General features: G+C 71.8%; 17 protein-coding genes and 1 pseudogene. 3 read left to right on the top strand and 15 right to left on the bottom strand.

The annotated features are described in order from the left end of the window. Window positions 1-978 precede the first annotated feature (978 nt). Complete coding sequence (locus tag IZR01_RS36220; protein ID WP_194926480.1) at window positions 979-1,257, top strand: galactose oxidase-like domain-containing protein; 279 nt, start codon at window positions 979-981, stop codon at window positions 1,255-1,257. A gap of 104 nt (window positions 1,258-1,361) precedes the next feature. Beyond that, on the top strand, window positions 1,362-2,417 hold the full coding sequence (locus IZR01_RS36215) for a lactonase family protein (protein ID WP_194926479.1): 1,056 nt from the start codon (window positions 1,362-1,364) through the stop codon (window positions 2,415-2,417). A 190-nt stretch (window positions 2,418-2,607) separates the two neighbouring features. Here IZR01_RS36215 and IZR01_RS36210 read toward each other — a convergent pair whose 3' ends face one another. The 8 genes from IZR01_RS36210 to IZR01_RS36175 all read right to left on the bottom strand — a co-directional run bounded on the left by IZR01_RS36210 (window position 2,608) and on the right by IZR01_RS36175 (window position 12,986). Beyond that, window positions 2,608-3,744, bottom strand: coding sequence for a DUF6183 family protein (locus IZR01_RS36210; protein WP_194896643.1), 1,137 nt, complete (start codon window positions 3,742-3,744; stop codon window positions 2,608-2,610). A 10-nt stretch (window positions 3,745-3,754) separates the two neighbouring features. Further along, the gene (locus IZR01_RS36205) at window positions 3,755-4,807 is read right to left on the bottom strand and encodes an NAD-dependent epimerase/dehydratase family protein (protein WP_194926478.1); all 1,053 of its coding nucleotides are present in this window, start codon (window positions 4,805-4,807) and stop codon (window positions 3,755-3,757) included. A 107-nt stretch (window positions 4,808-4,914) separates the two neighbouring features. Then, window positions 4,915-6,132, bottom strand: coding sequence for a DUF445 domain-containing protein (locus tag IZR01_RS36200; protein WP_228560987.1), 1,218 nt, complete (start codon window positions 6,130-6,132; stop codon window positions 4,915-4,917). Window positions 6,133-6,169: 37 nt separating this feature from the next. Next, window positions 6,170-9,160, bottom strand: a complete 2,991-nt coding sequence (locus IZR01_RS36195; protein WP_194926477.1) for an AAA family ATPase — start codon at window positions 9,158-9,160, stop codon at window positions 6,170-6,172. Beyond that, window positions 9,157-10,317 carry a metallophosphoesterase family protein gene (locus tag IZR01_RS36190; protein WP_194926481.1) on the bottom strand — a complete coding sequence of 387 codons (1,161 nt, stop codon included), beginning with the start codon at window positions 10,315-10,317 and terminating at the stop codon, window positions 9,157-9,159. The genes IZR01_RS36195 and IZR01_RS36190 overlap by 4 nt, the downstream gene beginning before the upstream one ends. Before the next feature lie 124 nt (window positions 10,318-10,441). Then, a complete protein-coding gene (locus IZR01_RS36185) occupies window positions 10,442-11,527 on the bottom strand; it encodes a prephenate dehydrogenase (RefSeq protein WP_194926476.1) in 1,086 nt (361 codons plus the stop codon). 30 nt (window positions 11,528-11,557) lie between these two features. Next, a complete protein-coding gene (gene aroH, locus IZR01_RS36180) occupies window positions 11,558-11,920 on the bottom strand; it encodes a chorismate mutase (RefSeq protein ID WP_194896647.1) in 363 nt (120 codons plus the stop codon). 76 nt (window positions 11,921-11,996) lie between these two features. After that, complete coding sequence (locus tag IZR01_RS36175; protein WP_194896648.1) at window positions 11,997-12,986, bottom strand: helix-turn-helix transcriptional regulator; 990 nt, start codon at window positions 12,984-12,986, stop codon at window positions 11,997-11,999. Window positions 12,987-13,079: 93 nt separating this feature from the next. Here IZR01_RS36175 and IZR01_RS36170 point away from each other — a divergent pair, with 93 nt between their 5' ends. Then, window positions 13,080-14,636: an MFS transporter gene (locus tag IZR01_RS36170; RefSeq protein WP_323746493.1), complete on the top strand. Its 1,557-nt coding sequence runs from the start codon at window positions 13,080-13,082 to the stop codon at window positions 14,634-14,636. A 131-nt stretch (window positions 14,637-14,767) separates the two neighbouring features. Here the strand turns inward: IZR01_RS36170 and IZR01_RS36165 are convergent, their stop codons facing one another. The 7 genes and pseudogenes from IZR01_RS36165 to IZR01_RS36135 form a co-directional block, all read right to left on the bottom strand. Next, window positions 14,768-15,772, bottom strand: a complete 1,005-nt coding sequence (locus IZR01_RS36165; RefSeq protein ID WP_194896649.1) for a pseudouridine synthase — start codon at window positions 15,770-15,772, stop codon at window positions 14,768-14,770. 78 nt (window positions 15,773-15,850) lie between these two features. Further along, complete coding sequence (locus IZR01_RS36160) at window positions 15,851-16,615, bottom strand: septum formation family protein (protein ID WP_194926475.1); 765 nt, start codon at window positions 16,613-16,615, stop codon at window positions 15,851-15,853. A gap of 58 nt (window positions 16,616-16,673) precedes the next feature. Then, on the bottom strand, window positions 16,674-17,651 hold the full coding sequence (scpB, locus tag IZR01_RS54825; protein ID WP_194926474.1) for an SMC-Scp complex subunit ScpB: 978 nt from the start codon (window positions 17,649-17,651) through the stop codon (window positions 16,674-16,676). After that, a complete protein-coding gene (locus tag IZR01_RS36150) occupies window positions 17,648-18,721 on the bottom strand; it encodes a segregation and condensation protein A (RefSeq protein WP_194926473.1) in 1,074 nt (357 codons plus the stop codon). The genes scpB and IZR01_RS36150 overlap by 4 nt, the downstream gene beginning before the upstream one ends. 16 nt (window positions 18,722-18,737) lie before the next feature. Next, entirely contained in the window at window positions 18,738-19,292 is a 555-nt protein-coding gene (locus tag IZR01_RS36145; protein WP_228555247.1) for a hypothetical protein, read from the bottom strand. Window positions 19,293-19,294: 2 nt separating this feature from the next. Next, window positions 19,295-20,215: pseudogene (locus IZR01_RS36140) on the bottom strand (ParA family protein); the annotation flags it as partial. Between the two features lie 507 nt (window positions 20,216-20,722). Beyond that, window positions 20,723-20,902 (bottom strand): tyrosine-type recombinase/integrase (locus IZR01_RS36135; RefSeq protein WP_194926472.1); only part of this gene is annotated, 180 nt, incomplete at its 5' end.

Here is a 20,902-nt window from a genome sequence, read left to right as displayed (position 1 = left end):
CACCCCGGACCGCCTCACCGCCGCCCTCGGCCACTAGATCAAGTCAGCGTGTTAATGAAATGCGCCCCCAGGATGGCCGGTTCTTGACATCCATGCTGATCGTCACGCGTTCGGGCGTGTCGAGCAGCGGTGGACCGAGGAAGATCCCCTACACCACACCGGCAGCCGCACTACTGACCCGTGCCCTCGTACCCTGCGGCTGCTTTTCTTCCGGTTGGTTTTCGGTTCGTTCCCCTCGGTCGCGTCGGCAGGGCTTTGCCTACAGTGCCGGTTCTCGGGAGTCAAGTTCGCGCTGTACGCGGCCGCCACCTGCCCGCCTGACCGCAGCGCGCGGACTTTACTCCCGGGGTTCGGCGCTGTACCCCTTGGGGCTGACGACGCGACCGAGGGGAACGGACCGCAACCACCTCACAAACCGCCGCCGCAGGGCCCTGAGGCGACCCCCCTATGGAGCAGCGCCAGTTCCCCGAGGGAGCCGAGAGCCCCCGCCGGAGGCGCCGGCCCTTCATCACAGTTTTTGACCTTCGCTCTTGCTCAGACTTGCTGGAGACGAAGAGGCCTGAGGTGGGGCGGGGTTGTGAACGCGGGAACCGGCAGCCGACACACGGACTCGCCGCCCCGAACCCCGAACCGGCACAACTTCTACCGAAGGCCGTAAAAAGCTTTGAAACCCACACATCAACCGCAACTCGGCTCGAAAACGCCTCGCCCCGAAACCCCTCCGCCCCGAACACCACTGTTGGATCAGCGGAATCAGGCAGAACCACTGCCGGAACGCAAAACCCCGAACCCGCCTGCCGACCCGCCCGGGGATCCGATGCATGCGGGGCGCTTCAAGACCGACTACGACAAGGACGGCAAGACCCCCCCCCGCGGATGCAGATCCAGACCGAGGCGGAGCGCTACCTGCCGCCCTACATGTGGCGCGAGCGCCCGAAGCTCGTCGAGGGCCAGGCCATCGGCCCGCTGCGCTAGGGCGTGCCGTTCACCGTGGCCGCCTCCGGTTCGCGGCTGGTACCCGGGGCGTCGCCGCGCGTCGCGCTCATCCGGCTCGGCGCGACGACCCATGGCAACGACATGGACCAGCGCTACGTGTGGTTGACGGTCTCGGGCACGGCACCGAGCGGCGACGGCTTGACCATCACCGCCGTGCCGCCCGCCAACCCGGCCGCGGCGCCTCCGGGCGGTTACCAGCTGGTCGTGGTGGACGACCTCGACTCGCCCTCGCCGGGCCAGATGGTGCGCATCACCGGGTGAACGGGCCGGCGCGGCAGATCTGCGTGTTCTGAACACGCCTTACCGGTGGGGCGGCCGCTGACCGGAGGAAACGCGCGGGGCCCGGCTTGGGCAACAATACGACCATGGTCGACTCTGCGAACTCGTATCTTCTGGTCGGCGGCTACGGCGTCGGCGTCCACTGCCTGCGCTATGCCGCCGACGGCGCCCTGTCCCCGGTCTCGGTGGTGGACATCGCCGATCCCTCCTACGTCGTCTACGACGACGCGCGCGGCGTCCTGACGGCGGTGGTGGAACAGGAGCCCGACGGCCGGGTCGCCTCTGCCCGCTTCACCGTCGCCGAGGGCGGCTCCGACGTGCGCGACCGGACCGCCAGCGGCGGCGCGGCCCCGTGCCACCTGGCGTCGCACCCGGACGGCACGACGCTGTTCGTCGCCAACTACATCTCCGGCACCGTCGGCGTCTTCCCGCTGGACGCCGAGGGCCGGGTGAGCGGCGCCGAGCCCGCGCAGGTCATCCAGCACACCGGTTCCGGGCCGCGCGCCGACCGGCAGGAGGGGCCGCACGCGCACCAGGTGGTGGTCTCCCCGTCCGGCCGCTGGGTGCTGGCCGTGGACCTCGGGACCGACTCGGTGTATGTGTACGAATACAGCGCCGGCCGGCTCGCCGCGCACAGCGTCGTGGCCCTGCCCGGCGGTTCGGGCCCGCGGCACTTGGCGTTCCACGGCTCCGGCCGCTACTTCTACCTGCTGAACGAGGTCTCCTGGACCGTCGCGGTCTGCTCGTGGGACGAGGCGGCGGGCACCGGCGAGGCGGGCCTCCAGGTGCAGAGCCGGGCCGAGGCCGACCGCGCGAAGTCCGACCGGGCCTGGTGCTCGGCGATCCGGGTGTCGGCCGACGACCGCTTCCTCTACGCCTCCAACCGCATCGACGACACGATCGCGGTGTTCTCGATCGTGGGCGACGGCGCCGCGCTGGAGCCGGTCGAGGTGGTGCCGGCTGGCGGGGCGTGGCCGCGGGACATCGTGCTGTCCCCGGACGGGACGCTGCTGTTCAGCGCGAACCAGCACTCGGACTCGATCACGGTGTTCCGGGTGGACGCCGGGACCGGGCGGCTGACGCCGGTCGGGACGCCTTACAGCGTCAAGTCCCCGGCCTCGCTGCTGCCGATCGCGGGCTGAGGCCGGAGCACCGGACGGAACGCCGCACGGAACACCGGACCGGGAAGAGCACGAGAAGCACGAGAAGCACGAGAAGCACGAGAAGAAGGCAGGGGAATCGCGGCGGCGGATGGGACGCCACCGCCACGGTTCTCCCCTCCGCCGATATGCAACTCGATCGCGCGGGGAATCTCTTCCAGCAAACGGGAAATCAGTCGGTGTCCGTCGCGGCGAGGACCGCGATGCTGCCGCCGCCGGGCCGGACGCCGACCAGGCCGATGTCCCAGAAGATCCGGAAGAACCCGGGCACTTCACCGTCGAACCGATGCCAGGTGCAGGCCTGGGCCGACCGCGCCACTTCCTCGTGCGGAGCGCTCGCCGGCGCTCCGGCGAGCGCCGCCAGCGCCTGCCAGGCGAACAGCCGACTGTAGGCGCCGTGACAGCCCCGGCTGTAGGCGCCGCCACCGGAGGCCGCGCGGAACAAGGTCTGCCAGACGTCCCAGACTGAGGTGTCGTGGACGTCGAGCCGGAATGGGCCGTCGAGCGGTTCCAGGAAGTCCATCCCGAGCCCGGCCAGGACCTCCGGGACGCTCTCCGGCCGCACCGGTTCGGCCAGCCCGAAGACTCCCGTCTCGACCCGGCCGTTGGAGCCCTCGACCCAGTTCATCACCGGCGCGGCCAGGGCTCCGGACAGCTCCGGCGTGATCTGGTCCGTCGCCGGCCACGAGGCCAGCACGTCCGGGGAGACCGTGGCGACCCGGTCGGGCGCGGCGACGCGCGGCCACTGGTCGCCGGCCAGCTCGAACGGCGCCAGGTCCAGCGGCAGCCAGCCGAGCGGGTGGTTCCGCATCGCCGGGGAGGCGGCCCAGTCGGCGATCGTCTTCCGGTGGGAGATCGTACGCTCGCGCAGGACGAGTTCGTGGACGATGCAGGCCCGGAAGGTGTCACTCACCCCGGCCGCCGAGCCGTCCCCGGCGAACGCGGCCGTCAAGGACACCCGGCGCCGGTTCGCCGCGAGGAGTGCGGCCGCGACGCGGTCCACGTCGTGGCCGGAGTGCCGGGCCGCCCCGATCAGCCGGAGCGCCTGTCCGATGTCGCCTTTCCCGGCGTCGCCGATGAGCAGCCTGAGCAGATGGTCGAAGATGTCCTGGTACTGCCAGGCCGCCGGTTCGTCCCGATGGCAGGCCAGCAGCGCGATGCCGAGGTCGCCCAGGTAGCCGGGGTCGCCGTCGGCCAGCCGGCGCGCCGACTCGCCCCGGGCCCAGCGGATGACCTTCTCGGACTCGCCGGTGTGCAGGTGCTTCAGGTTGCGGAGTGACCGGACGGTTTCATCGATCTGATCCACCACATCCGCGAGCCTAGGAAGCGGAGCCGGTCTCCTGCGACGGCGTTTTTGCCGCGTCCCAGGCCGCGAGCAGCGCGCGTTCCTTCTCCTCGCTGAGCCCGTGCGGCCGCTTCGGCTGGTAGGAGCGCCGCACTCTCCCGTCGTCGGCCGCGAGCCAGGCCCAGGTGTCCTGGACGGTCTCGCGCAGCGGACGGCAGCGCAGCCCGGCCGCCTCGGCGCGCGAGGTGTCCACGGACCACGGCACCTCGCCCGGCGGGACCCAGATCGGCAGTTCGGTCCAGACTTCGACCTCCTGGTTCCGCAGGAATTCGGCGTCGACCCAGTCCAGGCGGGCCGCCGAACCGGTGGCGGCGATGCAGGCTTCGAGGAGTTCGCCGTGGGTGGAGGCGCTCGCCGGGGTTCCGGCGATGGTGTAGGCGCCGGTCAGGCCTTGGTCGATGGCGCCGAGGGTGAACTGCGCGATGTCGCGGACGTCGATCGGTCTGAGCGGGGAGCCGGGGTCGCCGGGGGCCAGGACGCGCAGATCGCGGGTCGAGCCGGCGTCGGCCATCCGCAGCAGGAGGGCCGGGAGACGGCCGACGTCCTCGTTCGGGCCGAGGAGCAGGCCCAGGCGCAGGGACAGGGCCCGGCCGGGGAAGTCGCGGGCGACGACGCGTTCGCAGCCGGCCTTGAGGGTGCCGTAGTCGCCGTCGTCGGGACCGGCGTCCGGGGAGCAGTCGTGGACCGGGGAGGCGTCGGTGATCGCTGTAGCCGGCCAGTCGGGGAAGACGCTGATGGTCGACATGAAGACGTAGGCCGCGGCTTGGTCCGCCAGGGCGCGGACCGAGGCGCCGACGGTCTGCGGGACGTAGCCGGAGGTGTCGACGACGGCGTCCCAGGACCCTTCGGCGGCCAGCCGCTCCAGGTCCGGCCGCGACTCGCGGTCGCCGCGCACCGAGCGGACGCCGGGCACGTCGGGCGCGGTGCGGCCGCGGTTGAAGACGGTCACCTCGTGGCCGGCGTCCAGGGCCTCCCGGGCCAGGGCGCGGCCCAGGAACGCGCTGCCGCCGATGATCAGAAGTCTCATCGCTCTACCCTCGCAGCGGGCGGCGGGCGGGGGGCGAGCTTTTCTGCTGTCAGCGTAGGGCGGCTGTCAGCGTTTGGGCCGCTGACAGCATCGGCGGTGCGGCGGCCTCAGAATGTCAGCTGCGTGATCGTGTAGATCAGCAGGCCGGCCAGTGCCCCGACCACGGTGCCGTTGATGCGGATGAACTGTAGGTCCCGGCCGACCTGGAGTTCGATCTTGCGGGAGGTGGCCGGGCCGTCCCAGGCCGCGACGGTATCGGTGATCAGGGAGGTGATCTCCTGGCGGTAGGTGGTCACCAGGTGCACCGCGACCTCGCGGACCCAGCCGTCGGCCTTCTCCTGCATGCCGGTGTCGGTCTCCAGGCGGTGGCCCAGGTTCTGTAGGCCTTCGCGGGCGCGCGCTTGCAGGTCGCTGTCGGGATCCTCGGCGGCCTCTATCACGGCCTGGCGCATGGCGGTCCAGCCGGAGGCGACCAGTCCTTGTATCTCGGAGTGCTGAAGGAACTCGGACTTGAGCTTGTCGACGCGGGCCCGGGTACCCGGATCCGTCTTCAGTTCCTCGGCGTAGTCGGCCAGGAAGCGGTCCAGTGCCCCGCGCACCGGGTGCTGCTGGTCGTCGCGGACGCTGCCGGCCAGCTTCACCAGCTCGCGCTGGATGCGGCGGGCTAGCGCGTCGTCCAGGAAGCGCGGGGACCACAGCGGGGCCTCGTTGGACACCGCGTTCTCGATCGCCTCCGGATGCTCCTCCAGCCAGTCGTGGGCCCGGGCCGCGATGATGTCCACCAGCTGGTGGTGGTTGCCGGACTCGGTGATCCGCTGGAGCAGGCCGCCGAGCGGGGCCGCGAGGTCGGCCTTGGCCAGCCGGGTGGTGACGGCCTCGCCGAGGATCTTCTGGATGTCCTCGTCGCGCAGCACGGTCAGCACGCCGCGGACCGCGGTGGCCAGTTCCCTGGTGACCCGGGCGGCGTTCTCCGGTTCCGACAGCCACTGGCCGGTGCGGCGGGAGATGCCCAGCGCGGACAGGCGGCCGCGGATGACGTCCTCGGACAGGAAGTTCTCGCCGACGAAGGTGCCCAGGCCTTCGCCGAACGCGTCCTTGCGCTTGGGGATGATCGCGGTGTGCGGGATCGGCAGCCCCATCGGGTGCTTGAACAGGGCGGTGACGGCGAACCAGTCGGCCAGGCCGCCGACCATGCCGGCCTCCGCGGCCGCCTGGATGTAGCCGGTCCAGCCGGTGATCCCGTGGTTCTGCAGGAGCTTCATGGCGACGTAGACGACGGCCGCCCCCAATAGGAACCCGGTCGCCACCGCTTTCATGCGGCGCATTCCGCGCCTTTTCTGCAGTTCGCTGGGGGTCATCGGGTCATGGGGCCGGGCTTTCGTCACGATCGTTATTGTGGCCCAGCGAGCGGACTTGCGCCGAGCCGACAGCACGGTAGCGGTCGGGGTCGCAGGTGAAAACGATGATTTGGGTGGGTTCGGGCGGCGTTTCGCGAGCGGTGGCAACGCCGGCGGCAGCGCTGGCGGCGCCCACAGCACCGGCACTGCCGGCACCGGCCGGGCTTCCGGCGTGGGCCAGCAGCGCGCCGAGCATGCGGCGCCGGCCCGGGTCGGCCGCCCCGAGCGCGTCGTCGATGATCACCGGCACCCCGCCGTCCGGCCCGACCAGCGCCGCGCACGCCAGCCGCACGCACATCGCCACCGCCTCCCGCGCGCCGGTCGAGAGCTCGGTGTAGGGGTCGGTGCGGCCGTCGAGCGTGCGGGCGGCCACCCGCAGATCGGCGTCCACGGTGACCTCGAACGACGCCCCGAACACCAGCCGCCCGAAGCGCTCGACCTGCTCCTTGAACGGGCCCTGATAGGCGCGCGTGGCCTCGTCCCGACGGCGCAGCAGGGTGTCGCGCAGCAGCTGCGCCGCCTCGGCACGCGCGGTGACGGAGTCCCTCTCGCGCTCGGCGGCATCCCGGCGCGCCTCGGCCTCACGGTGCCGGTCGGCGAGGTCGTCCCCCACGGTGTCGAGCCGCCCGGCCAGGTGCTGCAACTCGGCCCGCGCCTCGGCGATCTCGGACTCGGTGCGCCCGACCACGTCACGCGCATTGCCGAGCAGCAGCGCGACCTGATCGGGCTCGGCCTCGCGATAGGCGGCGTCGTGGGCGGCGCGGTCCCGCACGGCGGCCGCGAGGGCCTTGGCCGCCTCGCCGTCCCGCTGCTCGACGACCTGGTCCTCGGCGGCGGCCCGGGCCTCGGCCAGGCGCACTCGGGCCGCCTCGTGCTCGGCGGCGAGGTGCTCGGCCCGGCCCGCGAGCTTCTGCGCCTCGGCGACGAGCTCGTTGGCCCGGGCCTCAGCGGAGCGCAGGGCGTCGGCGGCCCGGTCGAGATTGGCGGCGGTCTCCTCGGACTCGGCCCGCCGGTGCTCGGCGACGGTCTCGGCCTCATCGCGATCGGCGGGCGGAAGGACGGAGGCATCGCGCCGATCGAGGTGATCGGCGATACGGGCTTCGAGGCGGGCCTGCTCATCGGCGAGCGCGGCAGGGTCCTTGCTCAGCCGCTTGCGCGCGGACTCGGCCGCGACCAGGGCGGCGCGCGCCTCGACATGGCGCTGCTGCCGGATGCGGGCGGCCGCGAGGTCCCGCACGCCGGTCTGGTGGCACAGGGCGACGAGCGTGGACTCGGCGGCATCGAGCTTCGCGCGCAGCTCGCGCTCGCTGGCGCCGGGGGCGAGGGTGACGCGCAGGATGCCCTCGGCCTCGATGACCAGGGGGTCGGTGATGCGGCGGATCAGGGGCGCGGTGAGGTCGGTGCGAGCTTCGGGGACGGCGGTGGCGGTCGCGACTGCCCGCGGGCCGTCCAAGCTAGCGGTCGCGGCGCTCGCTGCACCGGCAGGCTCAGCGGCGAGCGAACCGGCAGCGTTCGGGCCGGCTTGCGACTCGGCTGACCCGGCCAGCACGGCGCTGGGCTCGCTCAGCGGCAAGCCTGCCATCGCAGCCACCTGCGAGGCCGCGGAGCCATCGCGCGCCTCGGGCACCGCGACAGTCGGCGAGTCACCGGGGCCACGCGCCTCAGTCACCGTCACCACCGCCCCGCCCAGCCGCTCCACCCGCACCGTCGCGGCGGCCACCTCGATCGTGGTCCGCGCATCGCGCACGCTTCGGTCGGCCTGGTCGATGGCGTCGACCGCGCGATCGTCGATCTCCGTCGCCGCGCTCTCCGCCGCCGCCGCCTCGACCTCGCGATTCGCCTCGGCCAGCGCTTCGCGGTCGGCGCGGACGCGCTCCAGCTCGTGCGCGTCGCGCATCCATCCGTAGTCCGCGTCCGCCGCCTGGTAGCTCCGCAGGGCCTGGCGGTGCGCCTCGTCCGCGCTCTGGTGCATGGCCTGGGCGCCGGCGCGGCGGGTGTCGGCGTCTGTGCGGAGTTCGGCGTGGGCGGCGATCTGGTCGCGCAGGGTGGTGAGTTCGCCCTCGTAGTCGCTCATGCCACGCACCAGCGCCTGGCGCGCCGCCCAGGCGGCCGCCGCCAGGTCCGCGTCGCGCGAGGCGCGCTCCACCAGCGCGTCGGCGCCGTCTCGGCGGGCGCGCAGCGTTTCCACGTTCTTGGCGCGTTGCCCCAGCTGCTCCAGGTCGCCGCGGTCGGCCAGCAGCCGCTGCCGCAAGTCCGCCAGACGCGCCGTCACCTCGCCGTGCCGCTCGGTGTCGGCTTCGACGCGCGCGAGGGTGGTGGCCAGGTCCGTGGCTTCGGCGGTGGCGGCCGTGTGTGCGTCCAGGGCGGTGCGGTATTCGCCGGTCGGCTGCTGGTTCTTGGGGGTGAAGTAGCGGGTGAACTCCTTCTCGACCCGCTGGACCAGCGTGTCCTCGCCGGCCTCGCCGGGGCCCGCGCCGCCGGCCGCCGCGTCCAGGGCGGCGCGCAGGGAGGCGCTGCCGGCGATGCGGTCGACGTCGAAGGGCTTGTCCTGGAGCACCCGCAGGGCTTTGAACAGGTCGTAGTCCGTGGCCTGGTTCAAGATGGCCAGGACCCGCTCGTGGGCCTCGCGGCCGGTCAGCGTCTCCGGGGACGGCGCCAGGATCCGCAGCTCGGTCAGCGGACGCAGCCAGCGCTTGCGGTACAGGAGGTGGTAGCCGCCGACGCGGAACTCCGCCTCGGCCTCCGGCGAGGCGTCGCTGTGCCGGGGCTTGACCGCGCGGACCGCTTCCTTGCGGGAGGAGTCCAGTTCGTCCAGCAGCAGGCCGAAGGCCTCGATGGTGCTGCTCTTGCCGGACTCGTTCGGGCCCTCGACCACGGTCACGCCGTGCTCGGCGAACGTCAGCTCCCGGTCGGCGACGCCGCGGAAGTTCCTCAGCCGGATCCGCAGCAGCCTCACGAAGCCCTCCTGGAGGTGGCGCCCGAGCCCGTCAGCCGCACCAGCAGCCCCAGCGCGTCCGAGGCCTGGCGCGCGGCCGCCTCGTCCCCGCCGGCGGCCAGCTCCCGCAGGTCGTCCAGGGTCCGGGCGGCGAAGCCGGTCAGGCCCAGGGTGTCGAAGTCGTCGTCGGCGGGCCGGATCGCCAGATCGGTGCGGCTGGAGGAGTCCCGCGAGCCCGCGAACAGGTCGGCGGCCTCCTCGCGCACCGCGTCCAGCGCCTCCTTCTCGGCGACCGACAGCGTCCCGCGCAGCGCGAAGTTCAGCACCGTGCGGTCCTTGTCCGGCAGGGCGGCCAGCCGGGCCCGCAGCGCCGCGACGTCGGCCGCGCCGGACACCTCGACCGTCACCGGCTCGAAGCGCCAGGTGCCGACCCGGTGCCGGGTCACCGTCGGCGGGGCCGCGGGGTCGGCCTCGTCGAGCCCGACGATCAGCACGTTGCCGGCGTCCACCTCGTCGAAGTCGGTCGGCTCCGGGGCGCCGGAGTACCACACCCGGGGCGTCACCTCAGTGGTCGAATGCCGGTCACCGAGCGCGACGTAGTGGGCCTTGCCCGCCTCCAGCGCCGCGCGGACGCCGGCGATCCGGATCAGCGACACCGGGTCGGCCTGCGGCGCGACCGCGTCCACCGCCCCGTGGCCGACCGCGACCCGCGCCACGCCCGGCGGCGCCGGGTCCAGGCCGGTCAGCAGGTCGCCGAGCAGGTCCGAGGTCGGCCGCTTCGAGCGCCACGGCGCCCCGACCACCTCGAAGCCGGGCCGCACCTGGACCGGCCGCCCGTCGCGCAGCACCAGCACGTTGTCCGGACAGGCGTCGCGGAACTTCGGCGAGTCCCAGATCGACGCCGCGTTCAGCGGATCGTGGTTGCCCGGCAGCAGGAACACCTTCAGCGGCAGGTCGCGCAGCTTCTCCATGGCCTGCCGCACCGTGCGCGCCGATTCGGTGTTCGTCTCGAACACGTCCCCGCCGACCACCACCGCTTCGCAGCCCTCGGACACCGCCAGCCGGCCCAGGGTGCCCAGGACGTCGCGCCGGGCGGCGTCGAACTGGCCCTGGCGTTCGGGGTCCAGGAACCGGCGGCTCATACCGAGCTGCCAGTCGGCGGTGTGCAGGAATCGCATGGAAGTCAACCGTAGACGGTGGGACCGTCAGCCCGGACCGGAACCGGCGAGTCAGGCCGGAGCCAGGACGCGCCTCAGGCACCTCGGACCAGACCGGCCGAGTCGTGCCGAGTCAGAGTCAGAGTCAGGACTGGACAGTCCAGCCGGCGGCGGCCAGGTCGGTCGCCAGCCGGTCGGCCACGGTCGGGTCCACCATCAGCTCCACCAGACCGGCCTCGCGCCCCGGCGAGTGGTCGATCCGCACGTCCTCGATGTTCACCCCGACGCTGCCGGCCGCCGCGAACAGCCGCGCCAGCTCGCCGGGCCGGTCGGAGATCAGCACCGGGACGCCGGTGTAAGAGGCCGGCGCCGCTCCGTGCTTGCCGGGGATGCGCGCCTGCCCGGTGTTGCCGCGCCGCAGCAGGTCGGCCAGGTCGGCGGCGCCGCGCTTGGCGGCCTCGGCATCGTCCCCGCCGAGCGCGTGCAGCGCGTCGACGGCGGCGCTGAGGTCCTCGGCGTAGGCGGCCAGGACCTCGGCGATCGCCGGGGCGTTGGCCGACAGGATGTCCTCCCACAGCTCCGGGGCGCCGCCGGCGATGCGGGTCAGGTCCCGGATACCGGTACCGGAGATGCGCACCGACTCCTCGCGGGCGTTCTCCAGCCGGGCCGCCATCAGCGCGGCCACCAGGTGCGGGGCGTGCGAGATCAGGGCGACGGCGTGGTCGTGCTCGTCGGTGTCCATCACCACCGGCACCGCCCCGCACAGCGAGACCAGTTCCAGGGCCTGGTTCAGGGCGTCGCGGGAGGTGGTCGGGCCGGGTGTCAGCACCCAGGGACGGCCCTCGAACAGGTCCGCGCGCGCGGCCAGCGGGCCGGAGCGCTCGCGGCCGGCCAGCGGATGGCCGCCGATGAACCGGCTCAGGTCGGCGCCGGCGTCCTCGGCGGCGCCGTGCACCAGCGCCTTGACCGAGCCGACGTCGGTGTAGACGCGGGCCCAGTCCTCGCACTGCGCCTCGGCCAGCATCACACCGATCCGGGCCGGCGGCACGGCCAGGATGCCGAGGTCCACCGGCTGCGGCGGACGGCCGGTGCGGCCGGCGCCCAGGGACGCCGCGGTGCGCACCGCGGACTCGTCGGCGTCGCGCAGATACACCTCTATCCCGCGGCGGGACAACGCCAAAGCGATGGAGGTGCCGATGAGACCGGTGCCGACGACCAGGGCGGAACGCATGGGGAAACCCTATCGGCTCCCCGCTCGGGCCTACTGCGCGATGTCCTTGCGCAGCGCCGCCGCCCCGCCGAGGTAGACGTGCTGGATCTCGTGCCGGCTGCGCAGCGTCTCCACGTGCGCCAGCAGCCGGACCACGCGCGGCATCGCGCCGGTCACGTCGATCTCCTGCGCGCACATCAGGGGCACGTCGACGATGCCCAGCTCGCGCGCCGCCACCGCCGGGAACTCGCTGTGCAGGTCCGGAGTGGCCGTGAACAGCATGCTGATCAGGTCCTCGACGGCGAAGCCGTTCTGCTCCAACACCTGCTTGACCAGCTCGGTGACCCCCGCCAACAGGTGGTCCCGGTCATCGTGGTCCAACTGGATCGCGCCTCGTACTGCCCGGACTGCCATGCGACCACCCTACTGATCACCGCCGATCCCGTCGCGCGGCGGGACGGCCTGTCCCGCCGTGCGAGACGGCAGGTGCTCAGACCTTGTGCAGCGTGTAGGCACCCGGCCGGGACGCCAGCTCGGCCTCCGCCGGCGGCTCGAAGCTGTGGCCGCAGGGGTAGCTGAGGCCCTTGGGCAGGGTGTCCTGCCGCAGCATCTCGAACTTCTCGCGGGTGCTCTGGTCGTTCGGGGTGTAGACCATCATCCGGGTCTCCGGGGCCGCGGCGAGGTCGAACGTGGTCGACACGACGCTGAGGTCGCCGAGCGCCGGGTGCCGGAAGACCTTCACGTGCACACCGCCTTCGGCCACCCCGTGCTCGGCCCACAGCTCGGCGAACTCCGGGCTGGCCGCGCACAGCCGCTTCACGAACTCGTCCCAGGCCGGCTCGCCGACGTGCCGGCCGTAGCGGGCCCGGAAGTTGGCGACCATCCGGCCCAGGTCGTCACCCCGGTTCACGTACGGGTGGCAGCACTTCGGGCTGGTGAAGGTGGCCCACAGCGAGTTCCGCTTGTCCTCCGGGGCGTTCACCATGAACGGGAACAGCAGGGCGAAGGAGCGGTTCCAGGCCAGGATGTCGCTGCGGCCGTTGACCACCGAGGCCGGCAGCGGGCGCAGGCCGTCCAGGATCTGCTGGACCTCCGGGTCCAGCCGGCGGCAGTTGACCACCGCCGGCACCGCCGGGACGTCGGCCAGCCGATACAGGTGCTCGGTCTCGGCCTGGTCCAGCCGCAGCGTGCGGGCCACCGCGTCCAGCACCTGGACGCTGGCGTTGATCTGCCGGCCCTGCTCCAGCCAGGTGTACCAGGTCACCCCCACCCCGGCGAGCTGCGCGACCTCCTCGCGGCGCAGGCCCGGAGTGCGGCGGCGGGTGCCGGTCGGCATCCCCAGCTGCTCCGGGTCCAGCCGCTCACGGCGGCTGCGCAGGAACGAGGCCAGCTCCGAGCGGCGGCGCGGGCCGACGTCTTTGCCCGGTGTTCGACTGACGGCCGCCTGTGGGTGGGTTAGGTCTATGCTCACGAACACCATGATGCACCCTCAGACATCCTGGTGCCAGGTACTGGTGGTAATAGGATAACTAGACTCCTGGTACCCCCATAGAAGTCGCGCGATCCTGGTGTTGTGACCAAGACCTTGAGCGAGTCCGGGATCGGACCGAACCACGTGACCGCCGCCGGTGCCCGGGGCGGCGCCGCGACCTTATCCCCCGGTATGAACCAGCGTACGCCCGGCGTTGCAGACGCCCCGGGCGGCGTTCGCCGTCCGGGGCTGATCCTGGCCATCATCCTGGTCGGCTACTTCATGGCCCTGCTGGACGGCTCGATCGTCAACGTGGCGCTGCCGAGCATCCGCGAGAAGCTGCACGCCAACGGCGCCAGCCTGCAGATGGTCGCCGCCGGCTACATCATCGCCTACGCGGTGCTGCTGGTGACCGGCGCCCGGCTGGGCCGCATCCTGGGCCACGAACGGCTCTTCAAAATCGGGCTGGCCGGCTTCACCATCGCCTCGCTGGCCTGCGGGCTGGCGCAGAACAGCGGCGAGCTCATCATCTTCCGGGTGATCCAGGGCATAGCCGCGGCCGTGATGCTGCCGCAGGTGCTGAGCCTGATCCAGCAGACCTTCCAGGGCGAGGCCCGGGCCAAGGCGATGAGCGCCTGGACCGCGGTGCTGGCCTCCGGGATCGTGGTCGGGCAGGTCGTCGGCGGCGTGCTGGTGACCGCGAACCTGTTCGGCTGGTCGTGGCGGCCGGTGTTCCTGGTCAACGTGCCGATCGGCATCGTGCTGTGGATCGCCTCGCTGCGGGCCCTGCCTTCGGTGAAGCCGCAGAACACCGGGTCCGACAACAAGGTGGACCTGGCCGGCGTGCTGACCCTGTCGCCGACCATCCTGGCGCTGGTGGTGCCGCTGGTGCTGGGCCACGACGAGCACTGGCCGGTCTGGGGCTGGATCCTGCTGGCCGCCACGGTGCCGCTGCTGGTCCTGTTCCTGGCGGTGGAGCGCCGGGTGGCGCGCCGCGGCGCCTCGCCGATCCTGCCGGGCCGGATCCTGGCGATGTCCGGGATGAAGCCCTCACTGGTCCTGATCTTCCTGGTCATGGTGGTCTACGCCGGCAACCTGTTCGCCACCGCCATCCACCTGCAAGGCGCCCTGGGCTTCAGCGCGCTGAAGACCGGCCTGGCCTTCGCCCCGTGCGCCCTGGCCTTCGGCCTGGTGAGCTACTTCTGGCGGAACATCCCGGCCCACCTGATCCGGCGGTTCTCGGTGATCGGCCTGGTCATCGGCGCGGCCAGCATGGCGGCGCAGATCTGGATGTTCAAGGACGGCGGCTACGGCGGCGTGTGGTTCTACCTGAACCAGATGGTCTTCGGGCTCGGCGTCGGCATCGGCAACGCCCCGACGATGACCCTGGCCCTGATGCGGGTCCCGGTGACCGAGGCCGCCGACGCCTCCGGCACGCTGGCCACCAACGCGCAGCTGGCGCAGGTCGTCGGCATCGCCTCGCTCGGCACGCTGTACCTGACGGTCGCCGCCGGCCACGGGGTGCACGCCGCGGGCCACGCCATGGCCTACCTGTCGGGCGCCGGAGCGGTGGTCGCGCTGATCGCCGTGGGGTTCGCCTTCTATCTGTACCGGCTGGACAATCACGAGCGTGCGGCCAAGGCCGCGGCCGCCCTGTAGGCGGTCTGCGGGTCTGAACAGTCAGCAGGCCTGAACAGTCTGCGGGCTGAACAATAGCGAAGCGCCCCCGGAGCAGTAATCCGGGGGCGCTTCGCTATTGCTTTCCGACGAGAGTTCTGGCGGCGACGGCCTCAGAGGCCTACGGACTTGTAGACCGCGCCGACCTCTTCCTTGTTCAGCGGGCGCATCCGCTCCGGCTTCTGGTCGCCGAGCGAGATCGGGCCGAACTTGGTCCGCACCAGGCCCCGCACCGGCAGCCCGACGGCGTCCATGATGCGCCGGACGATTCGGTTGCGGCCCTCGTGGATGGTGATCTCCACCAACGCGTTGCGGCCGACCGAGTCCAGCAGCCGGAAGTGGTCCACCCGGGCCAGACCGTCCTCCAGGTCCACGCCCTCGCGCAGGCGGCGGCCCAGGTCCTTCGGGATGGTGCCGTAGACCTGCGCGCGGTAGACCTTGCGGATCTCGTACGACGGGTGCGCCAGCCGGTGCGCGAGTTCCCCGTCGTTGGTGAGCAGGATCAGGCCCTCGGTGTCGACGTCGAGGCGGCCGATGTGGAACAGCCGCTCGTTGCGGCCCCGGACGTAGTCGCCCAGGTTGGGACGGTCGGGGTCGTCCATCGCGGAGACCACGCCGACCGGCTTGTTGAACGCGAAATGGACGATGCCCTCGGCGGTGGAGATGCGCATCCCGTCCACGCGGATCACCGCGGTCTCGGGGTCCACGCGCATGCCCTGGTGGCGCACCACCTCACCGTTGACCTCGACCCGGCCGGCGGCGATCAGGTCCTCGCTGACCCGGCGGCTGCCGACCCCGGCCTGGGCCAGGACCTTCTGGAGGCGGACGCCTTCTTCGTTGGGATCCGCGAAGGGGTCGTAGTCGCGCCAGTCGGGCTTGGCGGCGGTCGGCTTGCCGCTGTTACCGCTGCCGCCGCTGTTACCGCCGTTGCCAGTGTTGCCGCTGCCACCGCGCGTCGAGCCGCCGCCGGACTTGCCGGGCGAACGGCCGCCATAGGGGGCGGGCTGGCGGCCTGCGCCGGATCCCGCGCCGGTTTTCCTGGGCCCTCCGCCGCCGGAACCGGTGGCGCGGCCTCCTCCGGACTTACTGGGCTGGGAACGGCGAGCGGGGGTGTTCATGACGTCCATTGTCCCCTATCGGAGACCCCCGCTCGTCCGCCCGTTTGCAGGCGGACTACTTGCCCGATGTGTGCCGGCCTACTTCATCAGCGATCCGGTGTAGTCGCTGTCGTTCTCGAAGGCGCACAGGATGTCGTGATGGCCCTTCGACCAGGTGCTGTCGTCGGCGAACATCAGCATCAGGTTCGCGTTGTCCGGGACCTTGGTCGCGTCGACCGCGGTCTTGGCCGCGGCCTCGCACCGCGGCTCGGCGTTGGTCTTCATGTCGTCGTCGCCGGGCAGGACCGAGGTGGCGCCCGGGTAGGTGAAGCTGAAGAAGGCCTGCGAGTCGTGCGGCTGGGTGCAGGGAACCGCCTTGATCGAGGAGAACGCGACCGTGAGGTCGCTGGGCTTCTCGTAGCAGTCCCCGGCCCGCAGCTGGATCGCGTCCACGTTCCCCGACTTGCTGATGCTGCCGCCGGCGTCCCGGTGCGCCTTGTGGCTGTTGGTGATCAGCCAGCTGACGCCGCCGCCGATCAGGATCACGACCAGCACGCCGAGGCGGATGTAGAGCAGGACCGGGCGGCGCTTGCGACGCGGGGCCGGGCCGAGGGCGCCGTAGGGGCTGCCGTCGCCGTACGGGTTCTGCGGCCCCTGGCCGTACGGGTTCTGCGGCTGGCCGGCGCCGTAAGAGTTCTGCGTGGGCTGCTGTGCCGCATAGGGGTTCGCGCCGCCGTACTGCGGCTGCTGCTGGCCGTAAGGGCTTTGCGCTCCGTACGGGACTTGGTCCTGTACCGGTGCGTGGGGTCCCCCGGACCCAGGTATGCCCTGGTAGGGCTGTTGGTTGGAGTTGGGCTCGGTCATGGCGGTGAACTGTAGTGGGCCGTGCCGACAGGTGTATTGCTCAGTTGACACAGAGGTGTCAGGCCAGAGTCTCGGACTCCTCCATCGACTCCACCGAGGGCAGCAGCGGCGCCAGCTCCGGCAACTCCTCCAGACTCCGCATGCCCATCTTCTCCAGGAACAGCGGCGTGGTCCGGTACAGGATGGCGCCGGAGTCCGCGTCGGTGCCCGCCTCCTCGATCAGGCCGCGGGTCAGCAGCGTGCGCATGACGCCGTCGCAGTTCACCCCGCGCACCGCGGAGATGCGCGACCGGCTGACCGGCTGCCGGTAGGCGACCACGGCCAGGGTCTCCAGCGCGGGCTGGCTGAGCTTGGCCTGCTGGCCGTCGAGCACGAACCGCTCCACCAGCGGCGCGCACGCCGCACGGGTGTAGAGCCGCCAGCCACCGGCCACCTGGCGCAGGTCGAAGCCGCGCTGCTGCTCGGTGTACTCCGCGGCCAGCTCCTGCAGGGTCTGGACCACCTCATCGCGCGGACGCTCGGTGATCTGGGCCAGGACCACGTCGGCCACCGGCTCCTCGACCACCAGCAGGATCGCCTCCAGGCACTGGCGCAACGGCGGGAGCGGGGCCATGTCGGTGGAGAGCTGCCAGGTGGCGTCGTCGAAGCCTTCGACGGTGGGCTCAGTGGGCCCGGTGGGCTCAACAGGCTCGCGGACGCCGGGCTCGGCCTCGGTGCGCGGGGACGGCAGCGGGGACTTGGCTTCGCTGCGGGGAGCGGGCAGGCCGGCGCTCGCGGCTGCGGATGCGGAGACGGCAGGCTCGGCACTCGCGGAGCCAGCGGCCCGGTCGGAATCAGCGGCCTGCTCGACCGCGGCTGCGGACTCGGCTACGGACTCGGTGGCCAGGTCGGCTACGGCTGCCGGCTCGGGCTCGGGCTCGGGCTCGGCGGAATCGTCGCGAGCAGCGGAAGCCTGTGCGGCAGGTACCTCGGCAGCGGCCTCATCCTCGTCGGGAGCGACATACTCCGGGCTCTCGTACTCCCAGTCGTCGCTCATTCCAGCTCTCCCGCTTCCCACAGTTCGCCTTGCTCGCCTTGCCCGCTTTGCCCGCCTTGCTCTTCTTGCCCGTCCTGCTCATCTCGCGTCTCCACCGCAGCCGTCTCCACCGCAGCCGTCTCCTCGGCCGGAGCGCTCCGGTCGAACTCGTCGACCGCGACCTTCAGATCCCCCTCCTCGGTGCCGGTCCAGGAGACCGTCAGCTCGGCGAAGGCGTCCGGCTGGTCGAACATCACCGCGGCCTCGCGGAACAGTTCCAGCAGGCCCAGGAAGCGCGCGACGATCGTCAGGGTGTCCGGCGCGTCGTCGCACAGCTTCTGGAAACTGGCGGTGCCGAACTCGCGCATCTTCGCGATCAGCACCGCCACCTGCTCGCGGACGCTGACCGGGCTGCCGTGCAGGTGGGTGACCGAGACCTCCGGCGGGGTCCTCGGCGTCATCGCCTTGACCGCCAGCGCCGCGAACTGCTCCGGCGTCAGGTTGATGATCACCTCGGGCAGCAGGTCCGCGAAGGAGGGCTCCAGCTTCACCGCGCGCGGGAACATGCGCCCGGCCGCCGCGTGCCGGCGGCCGAGGTCGATGGCCACCTGCTTGTACGCCCGGTACTGGAGCAGCCGGGCGAACAGCAGGTCGCGGGCCTCCAGCAGAGCCAGGTCGCCCTCGTCCTCGACCTCGGCGGCCGGCAGCAGCCGGGCGGCCTTCAGGTCCAGCAGGGTGGCCGCGATGACCAGGAACTCCGAGGCCTGGTCCAGGTCCCAGGAGTCGCCCATGGCCCGGATGTAGGCGATGAACTCGTCGGTGACCTTGGACAGCGCGAGCGTGGTGACGTCCAGCTTGTGCTTGGCGATCAGGCCGAGCAGCAGATCGAAGGGGCCGGAGAACTCCGGCAGGCTGACCTGGAAGCCGTCGACCCGGGCCGCGGAGTCCTCAGCCGGCACGGCCACCGCCGACGCAGCCGCCGACGACCCGTCTCCAGGCGACCCGCCGCCAGCCGCTCCGGTTTCGGCCGCCCCGGCCTGGACCGGCGCGGCCGCGGTCGCCGCTTCGGCTTGGTCCACTTCCAAAGTCACGCTTGCACTCTAGCGTTCAGCCGCCCGCGGACAGCCGTTTGACCAGGATGCTGTCCCGGCCGCGCGCGTCGAGGTCGGCCAGCAGCGCGGCCACGGCCTCGCGGACGATGCGGCCGCGGTCGACCGCCAGGCCGTACTCGCCGCGCAGCATGATGCGTGCGTGCTCCAAGCCGATCAGTTCGTCCGGGGAGACGTAGACGGTGATCTTCTCGTCGTGGCGCTCGCGGCCGCTGGGCCGGCGCGGGGCCGTGACCTTGCGGGCCGGAGCGGCTTGGACCGGCGGCGGTGCGACGGCCGGCGCGGGCTCGGCGGGCGCCGCGGCCTGCGTCGGCGAAACCTGCGCCGCGTCCGTGGAGGCCGTCGGTGCCGGGACCGTCTTGGCCGGGCCCTTCGGCCCGGCGGCGGCTGACGCGGGCGCGTTCGGCGGCGCGACGGGGGTGTGGCTGTTGCGCGCCGGGCGCTCGGGGTGCTCAGCGCCCTCCTCGCCGCGGCCCTCGTGGCCTTCGCGCGGCTCGCGCACCAGGGTGCCGTTGCCGGCCGTGGTGCGGAACAGCTCGTCAGCCGCGGGCATCCTCACCCGGCGTGGCACCGGACCAGAACCTCCCTCGCCAGCTGGCGGTAGGCGGCGGCGCCCACCGAGGCCGAGGCGTACGAGGTGATGGGCTCGCCGGCGACGGTGGTCTCCGGGAAGCGGACGGTGCGGCCGATCACGGTGTGGAACACCTGCGGGCCGAAGGCCTGGACCACCCGGGCCAGCACCTCGCGGCCGTGCACGGTGCGGGCGTCGTACATGGTGGCCAGGATGCCGTCGAGCTCCAGCTCCGGGTTCAGCCGCTCGCGGACCTTCTCGATGGTCTCGGTGAGCAGCGCCACTCCGCGCAGCGCGAAGAACTCGCACTCCAGCGGGACGATCACGCTGTGCGCGGCGGTCAGCGCGTTCACCGTGAGCAGGCCCAGGGAGGGCTGGCAGTCGATGATGATGAAGTCGTAGTCGTGCATCACCGGCTTGAGCGTGCGGGCCAGCGCCGACTCCCGGGCGACCTCGGTGACCAGCTGCACCTCGGCGGCCGAGAGGTCGATGTTGGACGGCAGCAGGTCCATACCCGGGGTCACCGTCTTGAGCAGCACGTCCTCGACGTTCACGCCCCGGTGCATCAGCAGGTTGTAGACCGTGCGGTCCAGCTCCATCGGGTTCACGCCCAGGCCCACCGACAGCGCGCCCTGCGGGTCGAAGTCGACCAGCAGCACCTTCTGCCCGTACTCGGCCAGCGCGGCGCCCAGGTTGATGGTCGACGTGGTCTTCCCGACGCCGCCCTTCTGGTTGCACATCGCGATGATGCGCGCCGGGCCGTGCTCGACCGGGGGCCGGGGCACCGGGAAGCGCGGCATCGGGCGGCCGGTCGGCCCCACCCGCTCGCGGCGCTGCGTCGCCGGGTCCGGCGCCAGGGTGGCGGCGTAATCGGGGTCTGGCTCTATCTCCGCGTCCGGGTCGAACCCGTCCTGGTAGCGGAGTTCGTCCTCGATGATGCCGTAGGGGTCGTCGAACTCCACTCCGGCGCGGGTGGCGTCGGAGGTCTTGTCAGTCGTGTTCATCATGTCCTCGGAACGCTGTGGATTACGAGGAGCAGGCGTGTTCCCCGTCTGAGACGCCATCGCCCCGGCAGTGCCTCCCCGGGCGGCGTCGGTCGGATCGACCACCCGGCCGGCGGCAAATGTCGACTCATTCACAAGTCGTTCTACCTCCTTACCGACTTGCCCACTCTCATCGCTGGAGTGACTCTATGGGCACGGTGTCATTACAGCAAGGCAATGAGACACAGAGGGGTCGTTTCAACCCGGTTCAGGGCGGAAAACAGGAGATAAATCACCCGAACCGGTATGCGTCGCCGGTATCTGTCATCTCATATCAGGATGGTTGGTCACGGGAGTGTCTCAGTATCCGTCCGGGTACCCGGGGACACCCCGAAAGACCGCCCCTCCCGAGCAGTCAGCCTACCGTGATCAGCCCTTCAGTGCCCTGGGATGACTGGTGGCGTACACCTCACGTAGCCGCTCGACGGTCACCCGGGTGTAGATCTGGGTGGTCGTGGCCGAACTGTGACCCAACAACTCCTGCACGGTCCGGATGTCCGCTCCCCCGTCCAGCAGATGGGTCGCGAACGAGTGCCGCAGGGTGTGCGG

Origin of the sequence: Catenulispora pinisilvae, from assembly GCF_015356865.1 — a bacterium.
GTDB lineage: Bacteria > Actinomycetota > Actinomycetes > Streptomycetales > Catenulisporaceae > Catenulispora > Catenulispora pinisilvae.
The sequence above is the reverse complement of the archived record's forward strand: the minus strand, read 5'-3'. Positions and strand labels throughout refer to the sequence as shown.